Source organism: Pseudomonas sp. GD03944 (assembly GCF_029839275.1).
Taxonomy (GTDB): Bacteria; Pseudomonadota; Gammaproteobacteria; order Pseudomonadales; family Pseudomonadaceae; genus Aquipseudomonas.
The window spans coordinates 354,993-376,299 of record NZ_JAOCAH010000001.1 but is presented as its reverse complement, the minus strand read 5'-3'; the positions used below and the strand labels follow the sequence as shown (position 1 = coordinate 376,299).

20 protein-coding genes and 3 tRNA genes are annotated in these 21,307 nt (G+C 66.7%); 19 read left to right on the top strand and 4 right to left on the bottom strand.

What is annotated here, in order from left to right; translation table 11 throughout:
• The first annotated feature begins 26 nt into the window (after nt 1-26).
• From N5C28_RS01775 to N5C28_RS01755, 5 genes are all read left to right on the top strand, one after another.
• On the top strand, nt 27-596 hold the full coding sequence (locus N5C28_RS01775) for a CvpA family protein (RefSeq protein ID WP_279819419.1): 570 nt from the start codon (nt 27-29) through the stop codon (nt 594-596).
• 29 nt (nt 597-625) lie between these two features.
• Nucleotides 626-2,134: an amidophosphoribosyltransferase gene (gene purF, locus N5C28_RS01770; protein WP_279819416.1), complete on the top strand. Its 1,509-nt coding sequence runs from the start codon at nt 626-628 to the stop codon at nt 2,132-2,134.
• Nucleotides 2,135-2,187: 53 nt separating this feature from the next.
• The gene (locus N5C28_RS01765) at nt 2,188-3,399 is read left to right on the top strand and encodes an O-succinylhomoserine sulfhydrylase (protein WP_279819415.1); all 1,212 of its coding nucleotides are present in this window, start codon (nt 2,188-2,190) and stop codon (nt 3,397-3,399) included.
• The gene (locus N5C28_RS01760) at nt 3,396-4,181 is read left to right on the top strand and encodes an SDR family oxidoreductase (RefSeq protein ID WP_279819414.1); all 786 of its coding nucleotides are present in this window, start codon (nt 3,396-3,398) and stop codon (nt 4,179-4,181) included. Before N5C28_RS01765 ends, N5C28_RS01760 begins: the two co-directional genes overlap by 4 nt.
• Before the next feature lie 171 nt (nt 4,182-4,352).
• Nucleotides 4,353-5,513, top strand: coding sequence for an AAA family ATPase (locus N5C28_RS01755; RefSeq protein ID WP_279819412.1), 1,161 nt, complete (start codon nt 4,353-4,355; stop codon nt 5,511-5,513).
• A gap of 66 nt (nt 5,514-5,579) precedes the next feature.
• Here the strand turns inward: N5C28_RS01755 and gspD are convergent, their stop codons facing one another.
• Both gspD and N5C28_RS01745 read right to left on the bottom strand, forming a co-directional pair.
• Complete coding sequence (gspD, locus tag N5C28_RS01750; protein WP_279819409.1) at nt 5,580-7,532, bottom strand: type II secretion system secretin GspD; 1,953 nt, start codon at nt 7,530-7,532, stop codon at nt 5,580-5,582.
• A 4-nt stretch (nt 7,533-7,536) separates the two neighbouring features.
• Nucleotides 7,537-8,094: a type II secretion system protein N gene (locus tag N5C28_RS01745; RefSeq protein WP_279819406.1), complete on the bottom strand. Its 558-nt coding sequence runs from the start codon at nt 8,092-8,094 to the stop codon at nt 7,537-7,539.
• A gap of 318 nt (nt 8,095-8,412) precedes the next feature.
• Between N5C28_RS01745 and gspE the strand changes: the two genes are divergently transcribed.
• From gspE to N5C28_RS01685, 12 genes are all read left to right on the top strand, one after another.
• Nucleotides 8,413-9,900: a type II secretion system ATPase GspE gene (gene gspE, locus N5C28_RS01740; RefSeq protein ID WP_279819403.1), complete on the top strand. Its 1,488-nt coding sequence runs from the start codon at nt 8,413-8,415 to the stop codon at nt 9,898-9,900.
• Nucleotides 9,901-11,118: a GspF family T2SS innner membrane protein variant XcpS gene (xcpS, locus tag N5C28_RS01735; protein ID WP_279819401.1), complete on the top strand. Its 1,218-nt coding sequence runs from the start codon at nt 9,901-9,903 to the stop codon at nt 11,116-11,118. It begins immediately after the preceding gene.
• Between the two features lie 4 nt (nt 11,119-11,122).
• Nucleotides 11,123-11,566: a type II secretion system major pseudopilin GspG gene (gene gspG / locus N5C28_RS01730; protein WP_279819399.1), complete on the top strand. Its 444-nt coding sequence runs from the start codon at nt 11,123-11,125 to the stop codon at nt 11,564-11,566.
• 38 nt (nt 11,567-11,604) lie between these two features.
• On the top strand, nt 11,605-12,150 hold the full coding sequence (gene gspH / locus N5C28_RS01725; protein ID WP_279820314.1) for a type II secretion system minor pseudopilin GspH: 546 nt from the start codon (nt 11,605-11,607) through the stop codon (nt 12,148-12,150).
• Nucleotides 12,147-12,536, top strand: a complete 390-nt coding sequence (gspI, locus tag N5C28_RS01720) for a type II secretion system minor pseudopilin GspI (protein ID WP_279819396.1) — start codon at nt 12,147-12,149, stop codon at nt 12,534-12,536. The genes gspH and gspI overlap by 4 nt, the downstream gene beginning before the upstream one ends.
• Complete coding sequence (gspJ, locus tag N5C28_RS01715) at nt 12,533-13,198, top strand: type II secretion system minor pseudopilin GspJ (RefSeq protein ID WP_279819394.1); 666 nt, start codon at nt 12,533-12,535, stop codon at nt 13,196-13,198. Before gspI ends, gspJ begins: the two co-directional genes overlap by 4 nt.
• Nucleotides 13,195-14,160, top strand: a complete 966-nt coding sequence (gene gspK / locus N5C28_RS01710) for a type II secretion system minor pseudopilin GspK (protein WP_279819392.1) — start codon at nt 13,195-13,197, stop codon at nt 14,158-14,160. The genes gspJ and gspK overlap by 4 nt, the downstream gene beginning before the upstream one ends.
• Entirely contained in the window at nt 14,157-15,293 is a 1,137-nt protein-coding gene (gspL, locus tag N5C28_RS01705) for a type II secretion system protein GspL (protein WP_279819390.1), read from the top strand. The genes gspK and gspL overlap by 4 nt, the downstream gene beginning before the upstream one ends.
• Before the next feature lie 2 nt (nt 15,294-15,295).
• Nucleotides 15,296-15,820 (top strand): type II secretion system protein M, encoded by a 525-nt coding sequence (locus N5C28_RS01700; protein ID WP_279819387.1) that lies wholly within the window; start codon nt 15,296-15,298, stop codon nt 15,818-15,820.
• Nucleotides 15,821-15,967: 147 nt separating this feature from the next.
• A tRNA-Val gene (locus N5C28_RS01695) sits at nt 15,968-16,043 on the top strand.
• 33 nt (nt 16,044-16,076) lie between these two features.
• Nucleotides 16,077-16,153 (top strand) — tRNA-Asp (locus tag N5C28_RS01690).
• A gap of 102 nt (nt 16,154-16,255) precedes the next feature.
• A tRNA-Asp gene (locus N5C28_RS01685) sits at nt 16,256-16,332 on the top strand.
• 249 nt (nt 16,333-16,581) lie between these two features.
• Here N5C28_RS01685 and N5C28_RS01680 read toward each other — a convergent pair.
• Nucleotides 16,582-17,619 carry an AraC family transcriptional regulator gene (locus tag N5C28_RS01680; RefSeq protein WP_279819385.1) on the bottom strand — a complete coding sequence of 346 codons (1,038 nt, stop codon included), beginning with the start codon at nt 17,617-17,619 and terminating at the stop codon, nt 16,582-16,584.
• Nucleotides 17,616-18,560, bottom strand: a complete 945-nt coding sequence (locus N5C28_RS01675) for a hydrolase (RefSeq protein ID WP_279819382.1) — start codon at nt 18,558-18,560, stop codon at nt 17,616-17,618. Before N5C28_RS01675 ends, N5C28_RS01680 begins: the two co-directional genes overlap by 4 nt.
• 185 nt (nt 18,561-18,745) lie before the next feature.
• On the opposite strand from N5C28_RS01675, the gene N5C28_RS01670 reads away from it, so the two are divergent.
• On the top strand, nt 18,746-20,779 hold the full coding sequence (locus tag N5C28_RS01670; RefSeq protein ID WP_279819380.1) for an NADPH-dependent 2,4-dienoyl-CoA reductase: 2,034 nt from the start codon (nt 18,746-18,748) through the stop codon (nt 20,777-20,779).
• Between the two features lie 83 nt (nt 20,780-20,862).
• Nucleotides 20,863-21,294 carry a nuclear transport factor 2 family protein gene (locus tag N5C28_RS01665; RefSeq protein WP_279819379.1) on the top strand — a complete coding sequence of 144 codons (432 nt, stop codon included), beginning with the start codon at nt 20,863-20,865 and terminating at the stop codon, nt 21,292-21,294.
• Nucleotides 21,295-21,307: the final 13 nt, after the last annotated feature.

Here is a 21,307-nt window from a genome sequence, read left to right as displayed (position 1 = left end):
CGCCTTTTCCGTCGGTAGCCTGAATCGTGGCATTCACCTGGGTCGATTGGGCGATTATCGCCATCATCGCCGTATCGAGTCTGATCAGTTTGAGCCGTGGCTTCGTCAAGGAGGCCTTGTCCCTGGTCACCTGGATCGTCGCCGGTGTGGTCGCCTGGATGTTTGGCGGCGCCCTGTCCCAGCACCTCACCGAATTCATCGAAACACCGTCAGCCCGTGTCATCGCGGCCTGCGCACTGTTATTTGTCTGTACGCTCCTGGTCGGAGCCCTGGTCAACTACCTGATTGGTGAACTGATTCGTGTCACCGGCCTGTCCGGCACCGATCGTTTCCTGGGTATGGTATTTGGTGCCGCGCGGGGCGGCTTGTTGGTCGTCGTCGTGGTCGGGCTGCTCAGCCTGGCGCCCGTGCAGCAGGATTCGTGGTGGCAGCAATCAACCTTGCTGCCTCACTTTTTGATGGTTGCGGACTGGTCGAAGAACCTCATTCTGGGGATGTCCAGCGAGTGGCTTGCCAGCGGTATCAGCGCACCAGCTGAGCTGCCGTTCAAAGAAGAGTTCTTGCAGCCTAAATTGCCGCAAGTGCCTTCTAACTAGCCTGTTTCATTGAGTAGGGGTTGCGTCACATGTGTGGCATTGTCGGTATCGTCGGTAAATCGAACGTCAATCAGGCGCTGTATGACGGTCTCACCGTTCTCCAGCACCGCGGCCAGGATGCTGCCGGTATTGTGACCAGCCATGATGGAAGGCTGTTCCTGCGCAAGGACAACGGTCTGGTGCGCGATGTCTTCCAGCAGCGCCACATGCAGCGCCTGGTCGGCCACATGGGGATCGGCCACGTCCGTTACCCGACCGCGGGCAGCTCCAGCTCCGCCGAAGCCCAGCCGTTCTACGTCAACTCGCCGTACGGCATCACCCTGGCGCACAACGGCAACCTGACCAACGTCGAACAGTTGGCCAAGGAAATCTACGAGTCCGACCTGCGCCACGTGAACACCAACTCCGATTCGGAAGTGCTGCTCAACGTGTTCGCCCACGAGCTGGCGCAGCGCGGCAAGCTGCAGCCGACCGAGGAGGACGTGTTCGCCGCCGTCACCCACGTGCACGAGCGCTGCCTGGGTGGTTACGCCGTGGTGGCGATGATCACCGGCTACGGCATCGTCGGTTTCCGCGACCCCAACGGTATTCGCCCGATCGTCTTCGGCCAGCGCCATACCGATGAAGGCGTCGAGTACATGATCGCCTCCGAGAGCGTGTCCCTGGACGTGCTCGGGTTCACCCTGATCCGCGACCTGGCACCGGGCGAAGCGGTGTACATCACCGAAGACGGCAAGCTGTTCACCCGTCAGTGCGCGGCCAACCCGAAATACGCACCGTGCATCTTCGAGCATGTCTACCTGGCACGCCCGGATTCGATCATGGACGGCATCTCGGTGTACAAGGCGCGTCTGCGCATGGGCGAGAAGCTGGCCGAGAAGATCATGCGCGAGCGTCCCGAGCATGACATCGACGTGGTCATCCCGATCCCGGACACCAGCCGCACCGCCGCGCTGGAGCTGGCCAACCACCTGGGCGTGAAGTTCCGCGAAGGCTTCGTCAAGAACCGTTACATCGGCCGCACCTTCATCATGCCGGGCCAGGCGGCCCGCAAGAAGTCCGTGCGCCAGAAGCTCAATGCCATCGAACTGGAGTTCCGCGGCAAGAACGTGATGCTGGTGGACGACTCCATCGTGCGCGGCACCACCTGCAAGCAGATCATCCAGATGGCCCGCGAAGCCGGTGCGAAGAACGTCTACTTCTGCTCCGCGGCCCCGGCGGTGCGCTACCCGAACGTCTACGGCATCGACATGCCGAGTGCCCACGAGCTGATCGCCCATGGCCGCACCACCGAAGAGGTCTGCGAGCTGATCGGTGCTGACTGGCTGGTGTACCAGGACCTGCCGGACCTGATCGAAGCGGTCAGCGGCAGCAAGAAGATCAAGATCGATAACTTCGACTGCGCGGTGTTCGACGGCAAGTACGTCACCGGCGATGTCGACGAGGCCTACCTGAACCGCATCGAGCAGGCGCGCAACGACGCCAGCAAGGTCAAGTCCCAGGCGGTCAGCGCGATCATCGATCTGTACAACAACTGAGTCCCGCTGGCGCCGCGAGGCGCCACCAGGGCGCCGCGTTAGAGGGAAGGAACATGACGCAAGAATGGCAGGCCGGTCGCCTCGACAGCGACCTCACCGATGTCGGCTTCGACACCCTGGCCGTGCGGGCCGGGCAGCAGCGCAGCCCGGAGGGTGAGCACAGCGAAGCCCTCTATCCGACCTCCAGCTACGTGTTCCGCACCGCTGCCGACGCCGCGGCGCGCTTTGCCGGCGAAGTGCCGGGCAACGTCTATTCGCGCTACACCAACCCCACTGTGCGGGCTTTCGAGGAGCGCATCGCCGCCCTGGAAGGCGCCGAGCAGGCCGTGGCCACGTCCTCGGGCATGTCGGCGATCCTCGCCATCGTCATGAGCCTGTGCAGCGGCGGCGACCACGTGCTGGTGTCGCGCAGCGTGTTCGGCTCGACCATCAGTCTGTTCGAGAAGTACCTCAAGCGCTTCGGCGTCGAGGTCGACTATGTGCCGTTGTCCGACCTGGATGCCTGGCAGGCGGCGTTCAAGCCCAACACCAAGCTGCTGTTCGTCGAGTCGCCGTCCAACCCCCTGGCCGAACTGGTCGATATCGCCGCCCTGGCGGAAATCGCCCATGGCAAGGGCGCGTTGCTGGCCGTGGACAACTGCTTCTGCACCCCGGCGCTGCAGCAACCGCTGAAGCTGGGCGCGGACGTGGTCATGCACTCGGCCACCAAGTACATCGATGGTCAGGGTCGCAGCATGGGCGGCGTGGTCGCCGGTCGCGCGGACCTGATGAAAGAAGTCGTCGGCTTCCTGCGCACGGCCGGGCCGACCCTGAGTCCGTTCAACGCCTGGATCTTCCTCAAGGGCCTGGAAACCCTGCGCGTGCGCATGCAGGCCCATTGCGCCAGCGCCCTGGCCCTGGCCCAGTGGCTGGAGCAGCAGCCGGGTATCGAGCACGTCTACTACGCCGGCCTGCCGAGCCATCCGCAGCACGAACTGGCCAAGCGTCAGCAGCGCGCCTTCGGTGCGGTGGTGAGCTTCGAGGTCAAGGGCGGCAAGGAGGCGGCCTGGCGGTTCATCGACGCCACGCGGGTGATCTCCATCACCACCAACCTGGGCGACACCAAGACCACCATCGCCCACCCGGCCACCACCTCCCACGGGCGCCTGTCGCCGCAGGAGCGGGCCAATGCCGGCATCCGTGACAACCTGATCCGCGTGGCGGTGGGCCTGGAAGACCTGGCCGACCTGCAGGCGGACCTCGCGCGCGGCCTGGCAGCGCTTTGAGCGAGCAGGTCGCGCTCGACTGGGGCGGCGGTCGCTCCGGCGGCAAGGTGGCGCTGGTCACCGGTGGCGCGCGGGGCATCGGCCTGGGCATTTCCGCCTGGCTGATCGCCGAGGGCTGGCAGGTGGTGCTCGCGGACGTCGAGCGCGAGCGCGGCTCCCGGGTGGCCAAGGCGCTGGGCGACAACGCCTGGTTCGTCGCCATGGACGTGTCCCAGGAAGAGCAGGTCGCCACTGGCGTCGCCGAAGTGCTTGGGCAGTTCGGTCGCCTCGACGGCCTGGTCTGCAACGCCGCGGTGGCCGACCCCTACAACCCGCAACTGGAAAGCCTCAGCCTGGCGCGCTGGAACCGTACCCTGGCGATCAACCTCAGTGGGCCCATGTTGCTGGCCAAGCATTGCGTGCCGTACCTGCGGGCGCACCGTGGCGCCATCGTCAACCTGACCTCGACCCGTGCCCACCAGTCCGAAGCCAACAGCGAGGCCTATGCGGCGAGCAAGGGCGGTCTGCTGGCGCTGACCCATTCGCTGGCCATCAGCCTCGGGCCGGAGGTGCGGGTCAATGCGGTCAGCCCCGGCTGGATCGATTCCCGCGACCCGGTCGAGCAACGGGCCGACCCGCTGGCCCAGCACGATCACGTGCAGCACCCGGCTGGTCGGGTGGGCAAGGTCGAAGACGTGGCTGCCATGGTCGCCTGGCTGCTGTCGGGCCGCTCGGGGTTCGTCACCGGCCAGGAGTTCGTGGTCGATGGCGGCATGAGCCGCAAGATGATTTACGCCGAATAACTCACGGCGTGTGATGGTGCTGGGCGATTTCCCGGGTGCCGCTTCGCTCGACCCAGGCTGCGAAACGGCCATTCGACAACCCGCTGCTGGCCGCCTGTGCACCTCGCACAGGGTTTCTTAACCGCGCCGCGCATCCCATACTCCGACGGTTTCCAGCCCGGCCCTACGCCCATGCTCAAGACCCTCGCGGTGGCCAATTACCGCTCGATCAACAAATTGGTGGTGCCCCTGGGCCGGTTGAACCTGATCACCGGCCCCAATGGCAGCGGCAAGTCCAACCTGTACCGCGCCCTGCGCTTGCTGGCGGAAACCGCCCAGGGTGGGGTGATCAATGCGCTGGCACGTGAAGGCGGGCTGGACTCCACCTTCTGGGCCGGGCCGGAGTCCATCACGCGGCGTATGCGCAGTGGGGAGGTGCCGGTCGAGGCCACCGTGCGCCAGGGCGTCAAGCGCCTGCGTCTGGGGTTTGCCGGGGAGGATTACAGCTACGCGATTTCCCTCGGGCTGCCGGAACCTAGCCGGTCCTTCTTCAGCCTCGACCCGGAAGTGAAGAAAGAGTGCATCTGGGCAGGCGAGGCCTATCGTCCGGCCAGCCTGCTGGTGCAGCGTTCCGGGCCCATGGTGCGCGCCCGGGAAGGGCGCGGCTGGGATGTCCTGGCTCAGCACACGCCCAATTACCACAGCCTGTTCGACCAGGTGGGCAGCCTGCGCGGCTCGCCGGAGGTCATGCTGTTGCGCGAAAGCATCCGTGGCTGGCGCTTCTACGACCACTTTCGCAGCGACGCGGACGCACCGGTTCGCCAGCCGCAGCTGGGTACGCGTACGCCGTTTCTGCACCACGATGGGCGCGATCTGGCGGCGGCGCTGCAGACCATCCGCGAAATCGGCGATCCCGAGGCCTTGCAGCGCGCGGTAAGCGATGCGTTCCCCGGCGCGCGCCTGAACATCCAGCCGCTGCAGGGTGGGCGCTTCGCCGTCGAGTTCTTTCAAGAAGGGCTGCTGCGGCCGCTGTCGGCGGCCGAGTTGTCGGACGGAACCTTGCGCTACCTCCTGCTCATCGCTGCGCTGCTGACACCGCGGCCACCGACCATGATGGTGCTCAACGAACCGGAGACCAGCCTGCACCCGGACCTGCTGCCGGCCCTGGCGCGCCTGATCATCCAGGCCTCCCGGCATTGCCAGGTGTGGGTGGTGTCCCACGCCAGTCGCCTGATCGCCGCGCTGGAGCAGGATGAGCAGTGCAATTCGATCGTGCTGGAAAAGGTGCTGGGCGAAACGCAGATCGTCGGTCAGGGCCTGTTGGATGCGCCGCCGTGGCAGTGGCCGGAATAGCGCATCCACTTCGAATACGCCAACGAAAAGCCCCGGTCGATGCCGGGGCTTTTGGCTTCGGGGCGGTTACTCGCGCAGGTCCACCGCCGGTGGTTGCGGGTTCTGTTCGAACAGGCGCTGCGGGTCTTTCGGCAGGAAGCCAGGGCGGTAACCTTCGCGGATGTCGCCGAGCACGCGGATGTCGCTGTACTTGGTGCCGGAGATCGCCGCCAGGCCCGCCGCGTCGCGGATCACGCTGGGGCGCAGGAACACCATCAGGTTGCGTTTGACCCGGGTGTCCCGGGTCGAGCGGAACAGCCGGCCGAGCACGGGAATGTCGCCGAGCAGCGGCACTTTCGAGTCGGTCTGGGTGACGTCGTCCTGAATCAGCCCGCCGAGTACGATGACCTGGCCGTCCTCCGCGAGGATGGTGCTCTTGATCGAGCGCTTGTTGGTGATCAGGTCCACCGCGTTGACGCCCTGGGCGGTGGGCGCGATCGAGGAGATTTCCTGCTCGATCTCCAGGCGCAGGGTGGCGCCTTCGTTGATGTGCGGGGTGACTTTCAGGGTCACGCCGATGTCCTGGCGCTCGATGGTGGTGAACGGGTTGTCCGCTCCCGAGGCGCTGGTGGTGAACGAGCCGGTCTGGAAGGGCACGTTCTGCCCCACCAGAATCTCCGCTTTCTGGTGGTCCAGGGTCAACAGGCTGGGGGTCGACAGCAGGTTACTCTTGGTGTTGGACGACAGCGCGGTGATCAGCACGCCGAAGCTGTCGGTGCCGAGGCCGATGATGGCGCCATCCGGCAGGTTGTTCAGGGCCGGGTTGTCGACGTCGTTGCGCTGGTCCTGGATGGCCTGCAGCACGGTGCCCACCGACAGGCCGGTGTTGCCGAAATTGACCCCGCCCAGGCCGCCGGTGCCGCCCCGGGCATCCACCGCCCATTGCACGCCGAGGGCGTCGGTCACGTCGCCGGAGACTTCGACGATGGCCGCTTCGACCATCACCTGGGCACGGGGCACGTCCAGCTGGCGCACGATGTCTTCCAGGGTCGCCACCACGTCCGGCTCGGCCAGCAGCACCAGGGCATTGAGGCTCTCGTCCGCGCGAATCAGCACGGTTTGCGGTCGCCCCGTGGCTTCGCCTTCGGCCTGCGGTTGCAACTGCTCGGAGACTTCGCTGAGGGTTTCCGCCAGGGTCTTGGCATCGTTGTGGCGCAGGCGGATGACCCGGGTATTGGCCGAGCGGCTGGTCGGTGTGTCCAGGGACTGGGCCAGTGACACCAGCTTGGCACGGGCGGCCGGCGGGCCGAGGATGATCAGGCGGTTGGTGCGGCCGTCGGCGATCACTTGGGTGCTGGTGGCGCCCTTGGCCTGGCCCCGGTCCAGGGAGGCCTTCAGCACCTCGGCGGCGTCCATCACCCAGCCGTGGCGCATGTCATAGACACTGAAGTCGGCGTTGCCCTTCTGGTCGAGCTGGCGCAGCAGGTCTTCGATGCGGGCGATGTTGGCGCGGCGGTCGCTGATGATGATGGCGTTGGCCGAGGTCACGGCGGCCAGGTGCCCGAACTGCGGAACCAGCGGGCGAATCAGCGGGATCAGTTCGGTCGCCGAGCCGTGCTGTACCTGGATCAGGCGGGTTTCCAGCTGGTCGGCGGCATCGCGCCCGCGGCCAGCGTCGGCCTTGGCTTCGGCGTTGGGCACGATCCGCGATTGTCCGTCCTGGGTGATCACGCTGAAGCCATGGGTGGCCATGACCGAGAGGAACAGCTGATACACCTCGCTCAGGCCCAGGGCCGTGCTGGAGACCACGCTGACCTGGCCTTTGACCCGCGGATCGACGATGAAGGTTTCCCCGGTGATTTGCGCCACCTGATCGATGAACTCACGGATATCCGCGCCCTTGAGGTTGATGGTCCAGCCGTCCTCCTGCTGGCTGAGCGGCGCGGAGGTCGGGGTGCTGGCGGCGCTCAGCGGCAGCGGCGCAATGGCCAGGCCGGCGGCCAGCAGGGCCAGGGTGAGGTGCGAGAAAAGTGGCGTCATCGGGTCATTCGCTTTCCGTAGGCTGTTCTGGGGTGTCGGTTTCCGGCTCCAGCGTGCCGGAGGCCTCCATTTGCTGACGCAGGGCGTCCATGCGTTCACGCAGTTGTTCGATGTTGCCGGCTTCCAGCTCGCTGAGCTGGTCGACCGCGTCCGGGGCGGGCGTTTCGGGCACGTGGGTGGGGGATTGGCTGCGCGGGAAGGCCAGGCTCTCGCGGCGGCCGTTGCGCATCAGTTCGATGTGATCGGCGTGCACGGCGTGCAGCCGCACACCGTTGCTGATTTCGCTGTCGATGCCGAAGCGCCGCGCGGTGCCGCCATCAAGGCTGAGAATGGCGCTGGAACGGGCCGGGTCGGCGTGCACGAAGCTGCCGAGCAGGGTCAGGCGCATGGAGGTCGCGGGGGCCGGAGCGTCGCCACTGAGCTGGCTGGCGCCGAACAGGTGTTGCAGGCGCTGGTCGACCACGGGGGAGGGTTGGTCGACGGCCGTGGCGGAATCGGTGTGGAGCGGGGCACGTACCAGGCGCAGCCAGTCCATGGTCTGCCAGGCCAGGCTGACGCTCATGGCAACCACCAGTGCGGAGCCGATCAGGGGCGTGGCACGGGCGTGTACCCAGCTTCGGGAAGCCGAAAGAGGCAAATGCGTCACTCCGGAAAATTATTGTTATGCGGTGTGCGGCGCGCCTGGATCATAGACCGTTGGCATGCATTTGGCAGCCCCTCCCCGGGTGATGTACCACAGCGTGCAATATGCTAAAGATAGCTCAGTGCTTGCGCGCTACAGCGGGAAAACAATAACAATTAACCGACGGAACTGTGGTCGTACGAGCGGTCAGAACTGACCGTGCACCCGCACACACTTACCGTTTCAAGGCACGCTCAAATGAACGCTCCATTCGCAGAAAGTTCGCCTCGCCGTCTGCCGTTCAGCTTTGCCAGGCGCCATGGCGTGGTGGTGGTGACCGAGGCCGACACGGCCTGCCTGGCGCACCGCCCGGGGGTGGAACTGGTGGCCCTGGCCGAAGCCCAGCGCTTCATCGGCCGGCAGTTGCCGCTGCGAGCCCTGACCCGCGAAGCCTTCGAACAGGCGCTGGCCCGTGCCTATCAGCATGAAAGCGGCTCCATGCAACTGGCCGAGGACCTCGGCGGGCGCCTGGACCTGGCGGCCCTGGCCGAGCAGGTGCCGGAAACCGAGGACCTGCTGGAGCAGGAAGACGACGCGCCGATCATCCGCCTGATCAACGCCATCCTCGGCGAAGCGATCAAGGAAAACGCCTCCGACATCCACCTGGAAACCTTCGAGAAACGCCTGGTGGTGCGCTTTCGCGTCGACGGCATCCTGCGCGAAGTGCTGGAGCCCAAACGCGAGCTGGCGGCGTTGCTGGTGTCGCGGGTCAAGGTCATGGCGCGGCTGGATATCGCCGAGAAACGCATTCCCCAGGACGGCCGCATTTCCCTGCGGGTCGGCGGGCGCGAGGTGGACATCCGCGTATCGACCCTGCCATCGGCCAATGGCGAGCGGGTGGTGCTGCGCCTGCTGGACAAGCAGGCCGGGCGCCTGAACCTGCAGCACCTGGGCATGAGTGCCCGGGATCGCCAGGTGATGGAAGAAACCGTGCGCCGGCCCCACGGCATCCTGCTGGTCACCGGCCCCACCGGCTCGGGCAAGACCACCACCCTGTACGCCAGCCTGGTCAGCCTCAATGACCGCACGCGCAATATCCTCACCGTCGAAGACCCCATCGAATACCACCTCGAAGGCATCGGCCAGACCCAGGTCAACACCAAGGTCGACATGACCTTTGCCCGGGGCCTGCGGGCGATCCTGCGCCAGGACCCGGACGTGGTGATGGTGGGGGAGATCCGTGACAAGGAAACCGCCGAAATCGCCGTGCAGGCCTCGCTGACCGGACACCTGGTGCTCTCGACCCTGCACACCAACAGCGCCATCGGCGCGATTACCCGGCTGGTGGACATGGGCGTCGAGCCGTTCCTGCTGTCGTCCTCGCTGCTGGGCGTGCTGGCCCAGCGCCTGGTGCGCGTGCTCTGCCCACACTGCAAGGAGGCCTACACGGCCGACGCCGCCGAATGCGCGCGCCTGGGGCTCTCGGTGGAAGAGGCGCCGACGCTGCACCGGCCCCGGGGCTGTGGGCAGTGCCACCAGCAGGGCTACCGCGGGCGCACCGGGATCTACGAGCTGGTGGTGTTCGATGACCGCCTGCGTACGCTGATCCACAGCGCGGCCTCCGAACAGGACATGACCCGCCATGCCCGCACCCTGGGCCCGAGCATCCGCGAGGACGGTCGGCGCAAGGTGCTGGAAGGGGTGACCAGCCTGGAAGAAGTCCTGCGCGTGACCCAGGAAGAATAAATGGCCGCCTTCGAATACCTCGCCCTCGACGGTAACGGTCGCCAGCAGAAAGGCGTGCTGGAGGCCGACAGTGCCCGCCAGGTGCGGCAGTTGCTGCGCGACCGGCAACTGGCACCGCTGGAGGTCAAGGCCACCCGCACCCGCGAGCAGGCCGGCCAGGCCGGTTATTTCAGCCTGTCCCGGGGCCTGTCGGCGCGGGACCTGGCCTTGCTGACCCGGCAGCTGGCGACCCTGGTGCAGGCTGCACTGCCCATCGAAGAAGCGTTGCGGGCGGCAGCGGCCCAGGCCCGTTCGCCGCGTATCCAGGGCATGTTGCTCGCGGTGCGTGCGCGGGTGCTGGAAGGGCACGACCTGGCCAGCAGCCTGAAGGAGTTTCCCGCCGCCTTTCCCGACCTGTACCGCGCCACCGTGGCGGCCGGCGAGCACGCCGGGCACCTGGGCCCGGTGCTGGAACAACTGGCCGATTACACCGAGCAACGCCAGCAGTCACGGCAGAAGATCCAACTGGCGCTGCTGTATCCAGTGATCCTGATGTGCGCGTCGCTGCTGATCGTCGGCTTTCTGCTCGGCTACGTGGTGCCCGATGTGGTGCGGGTGTTCGTCGATTCCGGGCAGACCCTGCCTGTCCTGACCCGCGGCCTGATCGCCCTCAGCGAGTGGGTGAAGAACTGGGGCTGGCTGGCCGCACTGCTGGCGGTGGCGGGGTTCTTCAGCCTGCGCTGGGCGTTGCGTGACGACAAGGTCCGGCTGCGCTGGCACGGGTTGCTGTTGCGCATTCCGCTGGTCGGTCGGCTGATTCGCGCCACGGATTGCGCGCGTTTCGCCTCGACCCTGGCGATCCTGACCCAGAGCGGCGTGCCCCTGGTCGAGGCCCTGGCCATCGGCGCCGAAGTGATCGCCAACCGGGTGATCCGCGCCGAAGTGGTGGTGGCGGCGCAGAAGGTCCGCGAAGGCGGCAGCCTGACCCGCGCGCTGGAGGCCAGCGGGCAGTTCCCGCCGATGATGCTGCACATGATCGCCAGCGGTGAACGCTCCGGCGAGCTGGATCAGATGCTGGCACGCACCGCGCGCAACCAGGAGAACGACCTGGGGGCGCAGATCGCCTTGCTGGTCGGCCTGTTCGAGCCCTTCATGCTGGTGTTCATGGGCGCAGTGGTGCTGGTCATCGTCCTGGCCATCCTGCTGCCGATTCTTTCTCTCAATCAACTGGTGGGGTAATCAGGTGAATAACGGATCGTTGCGACGTACGGGGCAAGCGGGTTTTACGCTGATCGAGATCATGGTGGTGGTGGTGATCCTCGGTATTCTCGCGGCGCTGGTGGTGCCGCAGGTGATGAACCGCCCGGACCAGGCCATGGTCACGGTGGCCCAGGGCGACATCAAGGCCATCGGCGCGGCCCTGGACATGTACAAGCTCGACAACCAGGTCTACCCGAGCACCCAGCAGGGCCTCGAGGCGCTGGTGCGCAAACCGTCCGGCAACCCGCCGGCGAAGAACTGGAACGTGGACGGCTATCTGAAGCGCCTGCCCATCGACCCCTGGGGCAATGTTTATCAGTACCTGGCGCCCGGCACCAAGGGTGCCTTCGACCTCTACTCGCTGGGTGCCGACGGCAAGCAGGGTGGCAGCGGCCTGGATGCCGATATCGGCAACTGGGACCTGTGATGGATAGGCGCTGAGCCATGGTGCTCGGTCGGCTGGCGATGGCGCGTCGCGGGCGTTCGCTCGCGGGGCGCGGCTTTACCCTGATCGAGCTGCTGGTGGTGCTGGTCATCCTCGGTGTGCTGATCGGCCTGGCGGTGCTCAGCACCGGCATTGCCGGCCCGCAACGGGAGCTGCGCAACGAGGCCGAGCGGCTGGCCGGGCTGATTGGCGTGCTAGCCGAGGAAGCCGTGCTGGATAACCGCGAATACGGCCTGTCGCTGGCGGCCGACAGCTACCAGGTACTGGCCTATGACCCGCAGCGTCGGCAATGGCAGGCGCTTGCTGGTAAACCCCACCGCCTGCCGGAATGGGCCGAGCTGAGCGTCGAGCTGGAGGGCGAACCCCTGACCCTGCCGGCGCCGACCGGCGAAAAGGCAGCGAGCGGTCTCGCGCCGCACCTGGTAATTCTCTCCAGCGGTGAAATGAGCCCCTTCCTGCTGCGCATTGGCGAACGTCGCCAGGGCGGCATGCGCCTGCGCCTGTCCAGCGACGGATTCCGCTTGCCCACGGTCGAGCAGGCTACACCGGCGGGAGGCCGCGGATGAAACGCACGCGCGGCTTCACCTTGCTCGAAGTGCTGGTGGCCCTGGCTATCTTCGCCCTGGTGGCGGCCAGCGTGCTGACGGCCACTGCACGCAGCCTGCAGACCGCCTCGCGGCTGGAGGATAAGACCCTGGCGATGTGGGTCGCCGACAACCGCCTGGTGGAGTTGCAGCTGGAGCGCAGCGCCGTGGCCAATGGCCGCGATCAGGGCGAGGTGACCTTCGCCGGGCGCCGCTGGCTGTGGCAGAGCGAGATCGAAGCCACCAGCGAACCCAGCATGCGCCGTGTCACCCTGTGGGTGGCGCCGCGGTCGGCCAGTGGCCTGGCGGGCGACCTGCGCGAGCGGGCGACGGTCAGCCTGAGCGGGTTTCTCGGTGAGCCGCTATGAGCACCTCACGGGGCTTTACTCTGCTGGAGCTGCTGATCGCCATCGCCATCTTCGCGCTGCTGGCGCTCGGCACCTACCGCATGCTCGACAGCGTGCTGCGCACCGACAGCACCACCCGTGCCCACGAGCAGCAACTGCGTGAACTGGTACGGGCCATGGGCGCCTTCGAGCGCGACCTGGCCCAGGTGGTGGTGCGGCCGGTGCGCGACCCGTTTGGTGACGCGCGGGCCGCGCTGCTGGGCGACGAAGAGGGCGGCAGCGCCATCGAATGGACGCGCAGCGGTTGGCGCAATCCCCAGGGCAGCCCGCGAGCCAACCTGCAGCGGGTGCGCTGGCAACTGAGCGGCGAGCAGTGGCAGCGGCGCTACTGGAGCGTGCTCGATCAGGCTCAGGACACGCAGCCGCAGGTTCAGCAGGCCCTCGATGGCGTGACCCGCGTGCAACTGCGTTACCTGGATGAAGAGGGCAGCTGGTTGCCCGCCTGGCCGCCCCAGGGTCGAACCGAGGATGAAGCCCTGGAAGACCTGCCGAGAGCGGTCGAGCTGGTGCTCGAACACCGCCGCTACGGCGAGTTGCGCCGCGTGCTGCGCCTGCCGGATGTGCTGCCTGACAACCTCGGCCAGGCACCCGAACTCCCGAATGGCCAGGAGCCGCTGCCATGAACCGGCAACGGGGCATGGCCCTGATCACCGTGTTGCTGGTGGTCGCCGTGGTGACGGTGGTCAGCGCCGGCATCATCGCGCGTCAGCAGGTGTCGATCCGCAGCAGCGCCAACCAGCTGCACGTGCGCCAGGCCTGGCACTACGCCCTGGGCGGCGAGACCCTGGCCAAGGCCATCCTGCGCCGTGACCTGCAGCAGGGCGATCCGCGGGCCCCGGTGGATCACCTGGGCGAGCCCTGGGCCAGGCCTCAGGATTCCTTCGCCCTGGATGAAGGCGGCGAATTGCTGCTGCGTATCAGCGACCCGAGCGGGCGTTTTAATCTCAACAGCCTGGTGCGCCAGGGCCAGGTCAACGAGGCGGCGGTGGCCCAGTTCCGTCGCCTGCTGCTGATCCTGCAGATCGAGACCCCCTATGCCGAACGGCTGGTGGACTGGCTGGACGCCGACCAGGAGCCGAGTGGCGGCTTCGGTGCCGAAGACAACCAGTACTTGCTGCTGGCGCCGCCTTACCGGGCCGCCAACCGGCGCTTGGCCGACGTCTCCGAGCTGCGCCTGCTGCTGGAAATGACCGAGGCCGATTACCAACGCCTGCTGCCCTTCGTCACGGCGCTGCCGGCGGATGCTACCTTGAACGTCAACACCGCCAGTGCCTGGGTGCTGGCCAGCCTGGCCGATGGCATCCCCCTCAGCACTGCTCAGGGGCTGGTGGCGGCCCGGGGTGGCCAGGGCTATCCGGATGTGCCGACTTTTCTCGCCCAGTTGCCCGGCCTGCAGGTGCAGAGCCAGGCCCTGGCGGTGGGCAGCCAGTATTTCCAGGCGACCAGTGAAGTGACGGTGGGCGACCGCCGTCAGGTTTTACGCAGCACCCTGCAGCGCGCCAGCGACGGCAAGGTGTATGTCCTGGCCCGTGATCTGGGGCAGAGCGGCGCGCCACCCGAACCCGTCAAGGAAGTCGAACCATGAGTCAGACCTACCTGTTCCTGCCGCCAGAGGCGTCCACCGGCATCCAGGCGGACCTGCCGGTGCAGCGCATCAACGGCGAGCACAGCCAACGGATGTCTTTTTCCGAGGCGCTGGCCGAGCTGGCCGGCGCCTGGACGCTGGTGTTGCCGGTCGAGGCGGTGACCGCCTGTGCGGTGCGCCTGCCCACCCAGAAGACCCGCTGGCTGCGCCAGGCCTTGCCCTTCGCGGTGGAAGAACTGCTGGCCGAAGACGTCGAACAGATGCACCTGGCCCTGGGCGAGGTCATGGCCGATGGGCGCCACCGGGTGTTCGCCGTACGCCGTGCTTGGCTGGCCGGTTGGATCGGCCTGTGCCCGCTAGCGCCCCAGTGCATCGCGGTGGATGCCGACCTGCTGCCGCGGGAGGGCACGCAACTGCTCCTGCTGGATGGACGCTGGCTGCTGGGGGGCGGCGATGTGGCACGCATGGCGCTGAGCCGCGACGCCTGGGAAACGCTGCAGACGGTCTGCCCGCCGCCCCAGGTGGCCTATCGCTCGGGGGACGAACCGGCACTGGAGCCGGCGGACGCCAACCCTGAGATCGCCGACGGCCACCGCTGGCTGGCGCAGCAGCCGGTCACCGTCAACCTGGCCCAGGCCGAGTTCGCTGCCCAGCAGGGCACGGGGCACTGGCAGCGCTGGCGCCCCGTGGCGGGCCTGCTGGCGCTGTGGCTGGTGCTGCAATGGGGCTTCAACCTGGGGCAGGGCTGGTACCTGCAGCGCCAGGCCGATGAATACGCCGCCAGCAGCGCGGCGCTGTACCGGGAGCTGTTTCCCGAAGACACCAAGCTGGTCAACCTGCGGGCGCAACTGGACCAGCACCTGAGCGCCGGAGTCGGCGAAGGGCAAGGTCGCTTGCTCGGGTTGCTGGGCCAGGTGAGCCAGGCGATGCAGGTCGACGGTAGCCAGGTGCAGGTGCAGCAGCTGGACTACAGCAGTACCCGTGGCGACCTGGCGCTGCAGGTCCAGGCCTCTGGGTTCGATGAACTGGAACAGTTGCGTACCCGTCTGCAGGACGCCGGTCTGGCGGTGCAGATGGGGTCCGCCAGCCGCGAGTCGGCCGGCGTGAGCGCGCGGCTGGTGATCGGAGGATGAACATGGGCAGCCTGAGTCCCCTGAAGACCCCCTTGGCCGCCCAGTGGCAGGATTCTGCCCTGGCCCAGCGCTGGCGCAGCTTGCCGCCGCGTGACCGCCTGGCCCTGGGCCTGCTGGCGCTGTTTCTCGGCGCGGTGCTGCTTTACCTGCTGTTGTGGCAACCGGCGCAGCAGCGCCTGAACAGCGCCCGTGCCGCGTTCGAGCACGAGCGGGCGCTGTATGCCTACCTCCAGGAAAAGGCCCCCCTGGCTCGCCGTGTGTCGCTCAAACCGCAGGTCAACCTGGACCCGGCCCGCCTGCAAGGGCTGGTGACGGCCAGCGCCGCCGAACAGGGACTGGCCATCGAACGGGTGGACAGCGATGGCGACGGCGCCCTGCAAGTCAGCCTGCAGCCGGCACCGTTCAGCCAATTGCTGCGCTGGTTCACCGCGCTGCAGGAGCAGGGGGTGACGATCAGCGAAGCCGGCCTGGACCGCGGCGAGGAAAACCGGGTGAGCACGCGGCTGACCCTGCGCGCCGGTCCCTGAGCCTCGCCCCGTACCGTTCATCGTGCTTTTGCTGGTGCAGCGGATGCCCTTGGGCAAAAAGAAAATTTGCCTGATTTGAGAAAAACTTTAAGCAGGGTGTTGACTTAGGATCGTTCCAACCGTAAATTGCGCGCCTCGCAAAGCGATGGGTGATTAGCTCAGCCGGGAGAGCATCTGCCTTACAAGCAGAGGGTCGGCGGTTCGATCCCGTCATCACCCACCATCTTTGTGAATCGGACGAAAGTCCGGCCGACGCGCAGCGGTAGTTCAGTCGGTTAGAATACCGGCCTGTCACGCCGGGGGTCGCGGGTTCGAGTCCCGTCCGCTGCGCCATATTTTCCATCCCAGGCTCTCCCCCTGAGATGAGGCAGAAAACCCGCAAGGGTCGTTTGCCAGACGAAGCAAGAGTTCCACGGACGAAAGTCCAACCGACGCGCAGCGGTAGTTCAGTCGGTTAGAATACCGGCCTGTCACGCCGGGGGTCGCGGGTTCGAGTCCCGTCCGCTGCGCCATACACGAAAACCCTCAGGTAGCGATACCTGAGGGTTTTTTCTTGCCCGCGATTTGCTGGCGGGCGTCATCGGATGGTCATCTGGCGGGCCTAGAGTCATCGGGCACGGTCCTTTTTCGGCCGTGCAGATCGATGAGGAGGACCGTTCGATGGATGACTACCAGGAAGAACTGCTCGAATCCCGTGCCCTGGAAGAGGGCGGCCTGGAGCCGGTGGAAGACGCCACTGAGTTGTGAGAGACCCGCGCTAATCAGCCCGCTTTGCGCTGGGCGCGGCGGAATTCCCCGGGCGTCTGCTGAATCCAGCGCTTGAACGCCCGCTGAAAGGCTTCCGCCGAGGCGAAGCCGAGCAGGTAGGCAATCTCGCCGAACGCCAGTTCGGTGTCCCTTATGTAGGCGACCGCCAGGTCGCGCCGCGTGTCGTTGAGGATGGCGCGGAATTGTGTTCCTTCTTCCGCCAGTTTGCGGCGCAGCGTCCAGGTGGGCAACTGCAGGCGCGCGGCGACTTCGTTCAGATCGGGCTCGCGCCCATGCAGCAACGGCCCCAGCAATTGGCTGATGCGTTCGCGCAGGCTGCGGGTGCGGGTCAGTTGCTCCAGTTCCCGCTCGCAGATTTCCAGCAGGTGCCGCCAGGTGCTCGGGCAGTGTTCCGGGTTGCGCAGATTCAGCGTGGCCTGGTTCAGGCGCAGCTGGTTCTGCTCTGCGGAAAACTCCACCGGGCAGTCGAACAGCGCGTTGTACTGCGCGCTGTAGCTGGGCGGCGGGAATTCGATCTGCACCTTGTCCACCGTCAGCGGCTGTCGAACCAGGTGGCCCAGTTGCTGCAGCCAGCTGGCCAGCACCGAGTCGACCACGAAGCGGTTGTAGGCGTTATAGGGGCTGATGGAATAGAAGCGCAGCCAGGCGCCCTGGGCGTCTTCGTGCAGGCTGGAGCTGCCCCGGTAGTTGGAGGCATACAGCGGTTCGAAGCGGGTCAGGGCGCGGGCGGCTTCGCGCACCGTGGGGGCCTGGGCGGCGGTGACCCCGGCCAGGCCAATCTGGCTCAGGCGGCTCAGTTGCCCCATGCGCAGGCCCAGCCCCGGTTCGCCGCACACCTGGATCGCGGCATGGCCGAGGCGCATGTAGCGCGGGATCGACAGGCGTGCGCGGGGCTCGGCCAGGCGGGCGTGGTCCAGGCCATATTGGTCGAGCAGCGGTTGCGGGTCCTGGCCGAGCTGCTGCATGGCGTCCGCCAGGCCGTGAACGAAACCGACCGACAGATCGCCCAGACGGACCCGCTGCGGTTTCATGGCGGCGTGAGCCAGAGATTCAGCACGTGGCTGCCCGGTGCGTCGCTGAGTTGGGGCGCGGCCTTGGGCGTCAGGTGGATGTTGCGCGAGGCGCCGCCCACCGGCCAGTCGAGGTTGCCGCGCAGGAACAGGGGCGGGCTGGTGACGCCTGTTCCTATGACCTGCACCGTGCTTTGCGGATAACCCGGGCGCCAGTCGCGCTCGATACGGTAGCGCTGCGTGCCCACGGTGACCTGCTGGGGCGCACGTGCACCCGGGCGCCAGGGCCAGGGTTCGTCATAGGCCTTGTCCTGAATGCTGCCGTCCGGCGCGAACACCAGGCTGAGGTTGCGCAAGGGACCGTCGCCGCTGACCAGCTGGCCATCGCGGACCTGGGGTTCGGGTAGCAGGATCGAGCCGGCGAGCAGCGTCACCTGGTACTCCCGGGCGAGGGTCGAGAACAGCTGCTGGTAATCCCGGGCCATCTGCTCGGCCTTCATGCGCAGCAGCGCTTCGTCCAGGCGGTCGGCGTCCAGGTTGACCAGCAGCGCCTTGACTGCCAGCAATGGGTTGCCGAGCAGCAGCCAGTCACGGGCTTCCTGGCGGCTGCGGGTCTGGTACAGCTCGGGTTTCTCGTCCCGGGCCAGCAGCCAGGTGCCGACGTGTTCCGGCAGGACGACCAGGGTTTCTGGCCCCAGCAGGCCGGCCTGGCGGGCGTTGTCCAGGCTGCTGGCGATCTTCAGCTGCAGGTGGTCCGGGCTCTGGTAATCCGCCGGGGCCACTTGCGGGCGGATCAGCAGCAGGTTGCCGCTGGCCGTCGCGGGCGCAGGTTCGCTGTCGATGGCGCTGCGCAGGTCGGACAGGTAATAGGCGTCCGGGCGTTTTTCCGCCCAGTTCAGGAACACGGCCAGGCCGCTGCCGGCAAGCAGGACGAGGAGGCAAAGCGAGAGGATGATTTTCATGGGGCGAAGGGTAGGCCGATGGCGAGGGCTTGCCAAGCAGTTGAGTGCATTTGGATCAATAAGTTGTCAGTTTGGGTCATTGAGGCGCCTGGTCCGGCTCATTATCGTCTAGCCCCATACCGACCGTGATCCATCTGAGACCACGGCATTCCGTGAAATGCACTCGCTTGATGGTGGAGACTTCCATGACCGCTCGTTACCCGCACCTGCTCGCCCCGCTGGATCTCGGCTTCACCACGCTGAAGAACCGCACGCTGATGGGTTCCATGCACACCGGCCTGGAAGAGAAGCCGGGCGGCTTCGAGCGCATGGCGGCGTATTTCGCCGAGCGGGCTCGCGGCGGCGTCGGCCTGATGGTCACCGGCGGCATCGGTCCGAACGAAGAGGGTGGCGTGTACGCCGGCGCAGCCAAGCTGACCACGGCGGAAGAGGCCGAGAAGCACAGGATCGTCACCCAGGCGGTGCACGAGGCGGGCGGCAAGATCTGCATGCAGATTCTCCACGCTGGCCGTTATGCCTACAGCCCCAAGCAGGTCGCGCCGAGCGCCATCCAGGCGCCGATCAACCCGTTCAAGCCCAAGGAGCTGGACGAGGAGGGCATCGAGAAGCAGATCGCCGATTTCGTCACCTGCTCCGTGCTGGCCCAGCAGGCGGAGTACGACGGCGTCGAAATCATGGGGTCCGAAGGTTACTTCATCAACCAGTTCCTGGCGGCCCACACCAACCAGCGCACCGACCGCTGGGGTGGCAGCTACGAGAACCGCATGCGCCTGCCGGTGGAAATCGTGCGCCGGGTGCGCGAGGCCGTGGGCCCGAATTTCATCATCATCTACCGCCTGTCGATGCTCGACCTGGTGGAAGGCGGCAGCACCTGGGACGAAATCGTGCTGCTGGCCAAGGCCATCGAGAAGGCCGGCGCGACCATCATCAATACCGGCATCGGCTGGCACGAAGCACGTATCCCGACTATCGCCACCAAGGTGCCGCGTGCAGCCTTCACCAAGGTGACCGCCAAGCTCAAGGGCGAGGTGTCGATCCCGCTGATCACCACCAACCGCATCAACACACCGGAAGTGGCCGAGCAGGTGTTGGCCGAGGGTGATGCGGACATGGTGTCCATGGCCCGTCCGTTCCTGGCCGACCCGGATTTCGTCAACAAGGCCGCCGAAGGCCGCGCCGACGAGATCAACACCTGCATCGGCTGCAACCAGGCCTGCCTGGACCACACTTTCGGCGGCAAGCTGACCACCTGCCTGGTCAACCCGCGCGCCTGCCATGAGACCGAGCTGAACTACATTCCCACGGCGGCGGTGAAGAAGATCGCGGTAGTGGGCGCGGGGCCAGCCGGCCTGTCGGCAGCCACCGTGGCCGCCGAGCGCGGGCACGCGGTGACCCTGTTCGATGCCGCGAGCGAGATCGGCGGGCAGTTCAACGTGGCCAAGCGCGTGCCGGGCAAGGAGGAGTTCTACGAGACCCTGCGCTACTTCAAGCGCAAGCTGGAAACCACCGGCGTCGACCTGCGCCTGAACACCCGGGTGTCGGCAGCCGATCTGGCGGCCGGCGGTTTTGACGAGATCATCCTGGCCACCGGTATCGCCCCGCGCACGCCGGCCATCGATGGCATCGAGCACGGCAAGGTGATCAGCTACCTGGATGCGATTCTGGAACGCAAGCCGGTTGGGCAGCGCGTGGCGGTGATCGGTGCGGGTGGTATCGGCTTCGACGTGTCCGAGTTCATCACCCACAAGGGCGAGGCCACCAGCCTCAACCGTGGGGCGTTCTGGAAAGAGTGGGGCATCGACGGCGACCTCGAGGCCCGTGGCGGTGTGGCAGGCGTGCGCGCCGAGCCCCATGCGCCGGCGCGCGAGGTGTTCCTGCTGCAGCGCAAGAAATCCAAGGTGGGCGATGGCCTGGGCAAGACCACTGGCTGGATCCACCGCACCGGCCTGAAGAACAAGAACGTGCAGATGCTCAACTCCGTCGAGTACCTCAAGGTCGACGACACCGGCCTGCATATCCGCATCGCCGAAGGCGAGCCCCAGGTACTGCCGGTGGACACGGTGATCGTCTGCGCCGGCCAGGACCCGTTGCGTGAGCTGCACGACGAGCTGGTGGGCGCCGGGCAGAACGTGCACCTGATCGGCGGTGCCGACGTGGCGGCCGAGCTGGACGCCAAGCGGGCGATCAACCAGGGCTCGCGCCTCGCCGCTGAGCTCTGAGTCACCAGCGCCCCGCCTCGTGCGGGGCGTTTTGTTTATGGCCCCCTGGGCCTTCAAGGCGGATAACAACAAGGAGAACTGCCATGATTACATCCCCGCAACTGCTGCCTGCCGTGGCCGCGAGCCTCGCACACTGGCACCGGATGGTCGCCGCCGGCGACCTGAGCCGGTTGAGCGAGCTGCTGCACCCGCAGGCACTGTTTCGCTCGCCCATGGCCTTCAAGCCGTATGAAGGCGCGCCGGCGGTCAACCTGATCCTCAATACCGTGCTCAAGGTCTTCGAGGATTTCACCTACCACCGTGAACTGGCGACTGCCGATGGCCTCAACGTGGTGCTGGAGTTCAGCGCCCGGGTCGGCGAGCGCGAGCTCAAGGGTATCGACATGGTCCGCTTCGACGAGACGGGCAAGATCGTCGAGTTCGAAGTGATGATCCGCCCCATGAGCGGCCTGCAGGCCCTCGGCGCGGAAATGGGCGCACGCCTGGCGCCCTTCCTGGCGGCGGGCAAGGGCTGACCGCTTGCCCGGT

Excerpts from the sequence above, each read along its gene's own strand:
- N5C28_RS01765 (WP_279819415.1), top strand. The coding sequence starts at position 2,188 with ATGACGCAAGAATGGCAGGCCGGTCGCCTCGACAGCGACCTCACCGAT.
- gspD (WP_279819409.1), bottom strand. The coding sequence starts at position 7,532 with ATGACGCCACTTTTCTCGCACCTCACCCTGGCCCTGCTGGCCGCCGGC.
- gspJ (WP_279819394.1), top strand. The coding sequence starts at position 12,533 with ATGAGCACCTCACGGGGCTTTACTCTGCTGGAGCTGCTGATCGCCATC.
- N5C28_RS01755 (WP_279819412.1), top strand. The coding sequence starts at position 4,353 with ATGCTCAAGACCCTCGCGGTGGCCAATTACCGCTCGATCAACAAATTG.
- N5C28_RS01675 (WP_279819382.1), bottom strand. The coding sequence starts at position 18,560 with ATGAAAATCATCCTCTCGCTTTGCCTCCTCGTCCTGCTTGCCGGCAGC.
- gspK (WP_279819392.1), top strand. The coding sequence starts at position 13,195 with ATGAACCGGCAACGGGGCATGGCCCTGATCACCGTGTTGCTGGTGGTC.
- N5C28_RS01700 (WP_279819387.1), top strand. The coding sequence starts at position 15,296 with ATGGGCAGCCTGAGTCCCCTGAAGACCCCCTTGGCCGCCCAGTGGCAG.
- gspI (WP_279819396.1), top strand. The coding sequence starts at position 12,147 with ATGAAACGCACGCGCGGCTTCACCTTGCTCGAAGTGCTGGTGGCCCTG.
- gspL (WP_279819390.1), top strand. The coding sequence starts at position 14,157 with ATGAGTCAGACCTACCTGTTCCTGCCGCCAGAGGCGTCCACCGGCATC.
- N5C28_RS01665 (WP_279819379.1), top strand. The coding sequence starts at position 20,863 with ATGATTACATCCCCGCAACTGCTGCCTGCCGTGGCCGCGAGCCTCGCA.
- N5C28_RS01745 (WP_279819406.1), bottom strand. The coding sequence starts at position 8,094 with ATGAGCGTCAGCCTGGCCTGGCAGACCATGGACTGGCTGCGCCTGGTA.
- N5C28_RS01670 (WP_279819380.1), top strand. The coding sequence starts at position 18,746 with ATGACCGCTCGTTACCCGCACCTGCTCGCCCCGCTGGATCTCGGCTTC.
- gspE (WP_279819403.1), top strand. The coding sequence starts at position 8,413 with ATGAACGCTCCATTCGCAGAAAGTTCGCCTCGCCGTCTGCCGTTCAGC.
- xcpS (WP_279819401.1), top strand. The coding sequence starts at position 9,901 with ATGGCCGCCTTCGAATACCTCGCCCTCGACGGTAACGGTCGCCAGCAG.
- gspH (WP_279820314.1), top strand. The coding sequence starts at position 11,605 with ATGGCGCGTCGCGGGCGTTCGCTCGCGGGGCGCGGCTTTACCCTGATC.
- N5C28_RS01680 (WP_279819385.1), bottom strand. The coding sequence starts at position 17,619 with ATGAAACCGCAGCGGGTCCGTCTGGGCGATCTGTCGGTCGGTTTCGTT.
- purF (WP_279819416.1), top strand. The coding sequence starts at position 626 with ATGTGTGGCATTGTCGGTATCGTCGGTAAATCGAACGTCAATCAGGCG.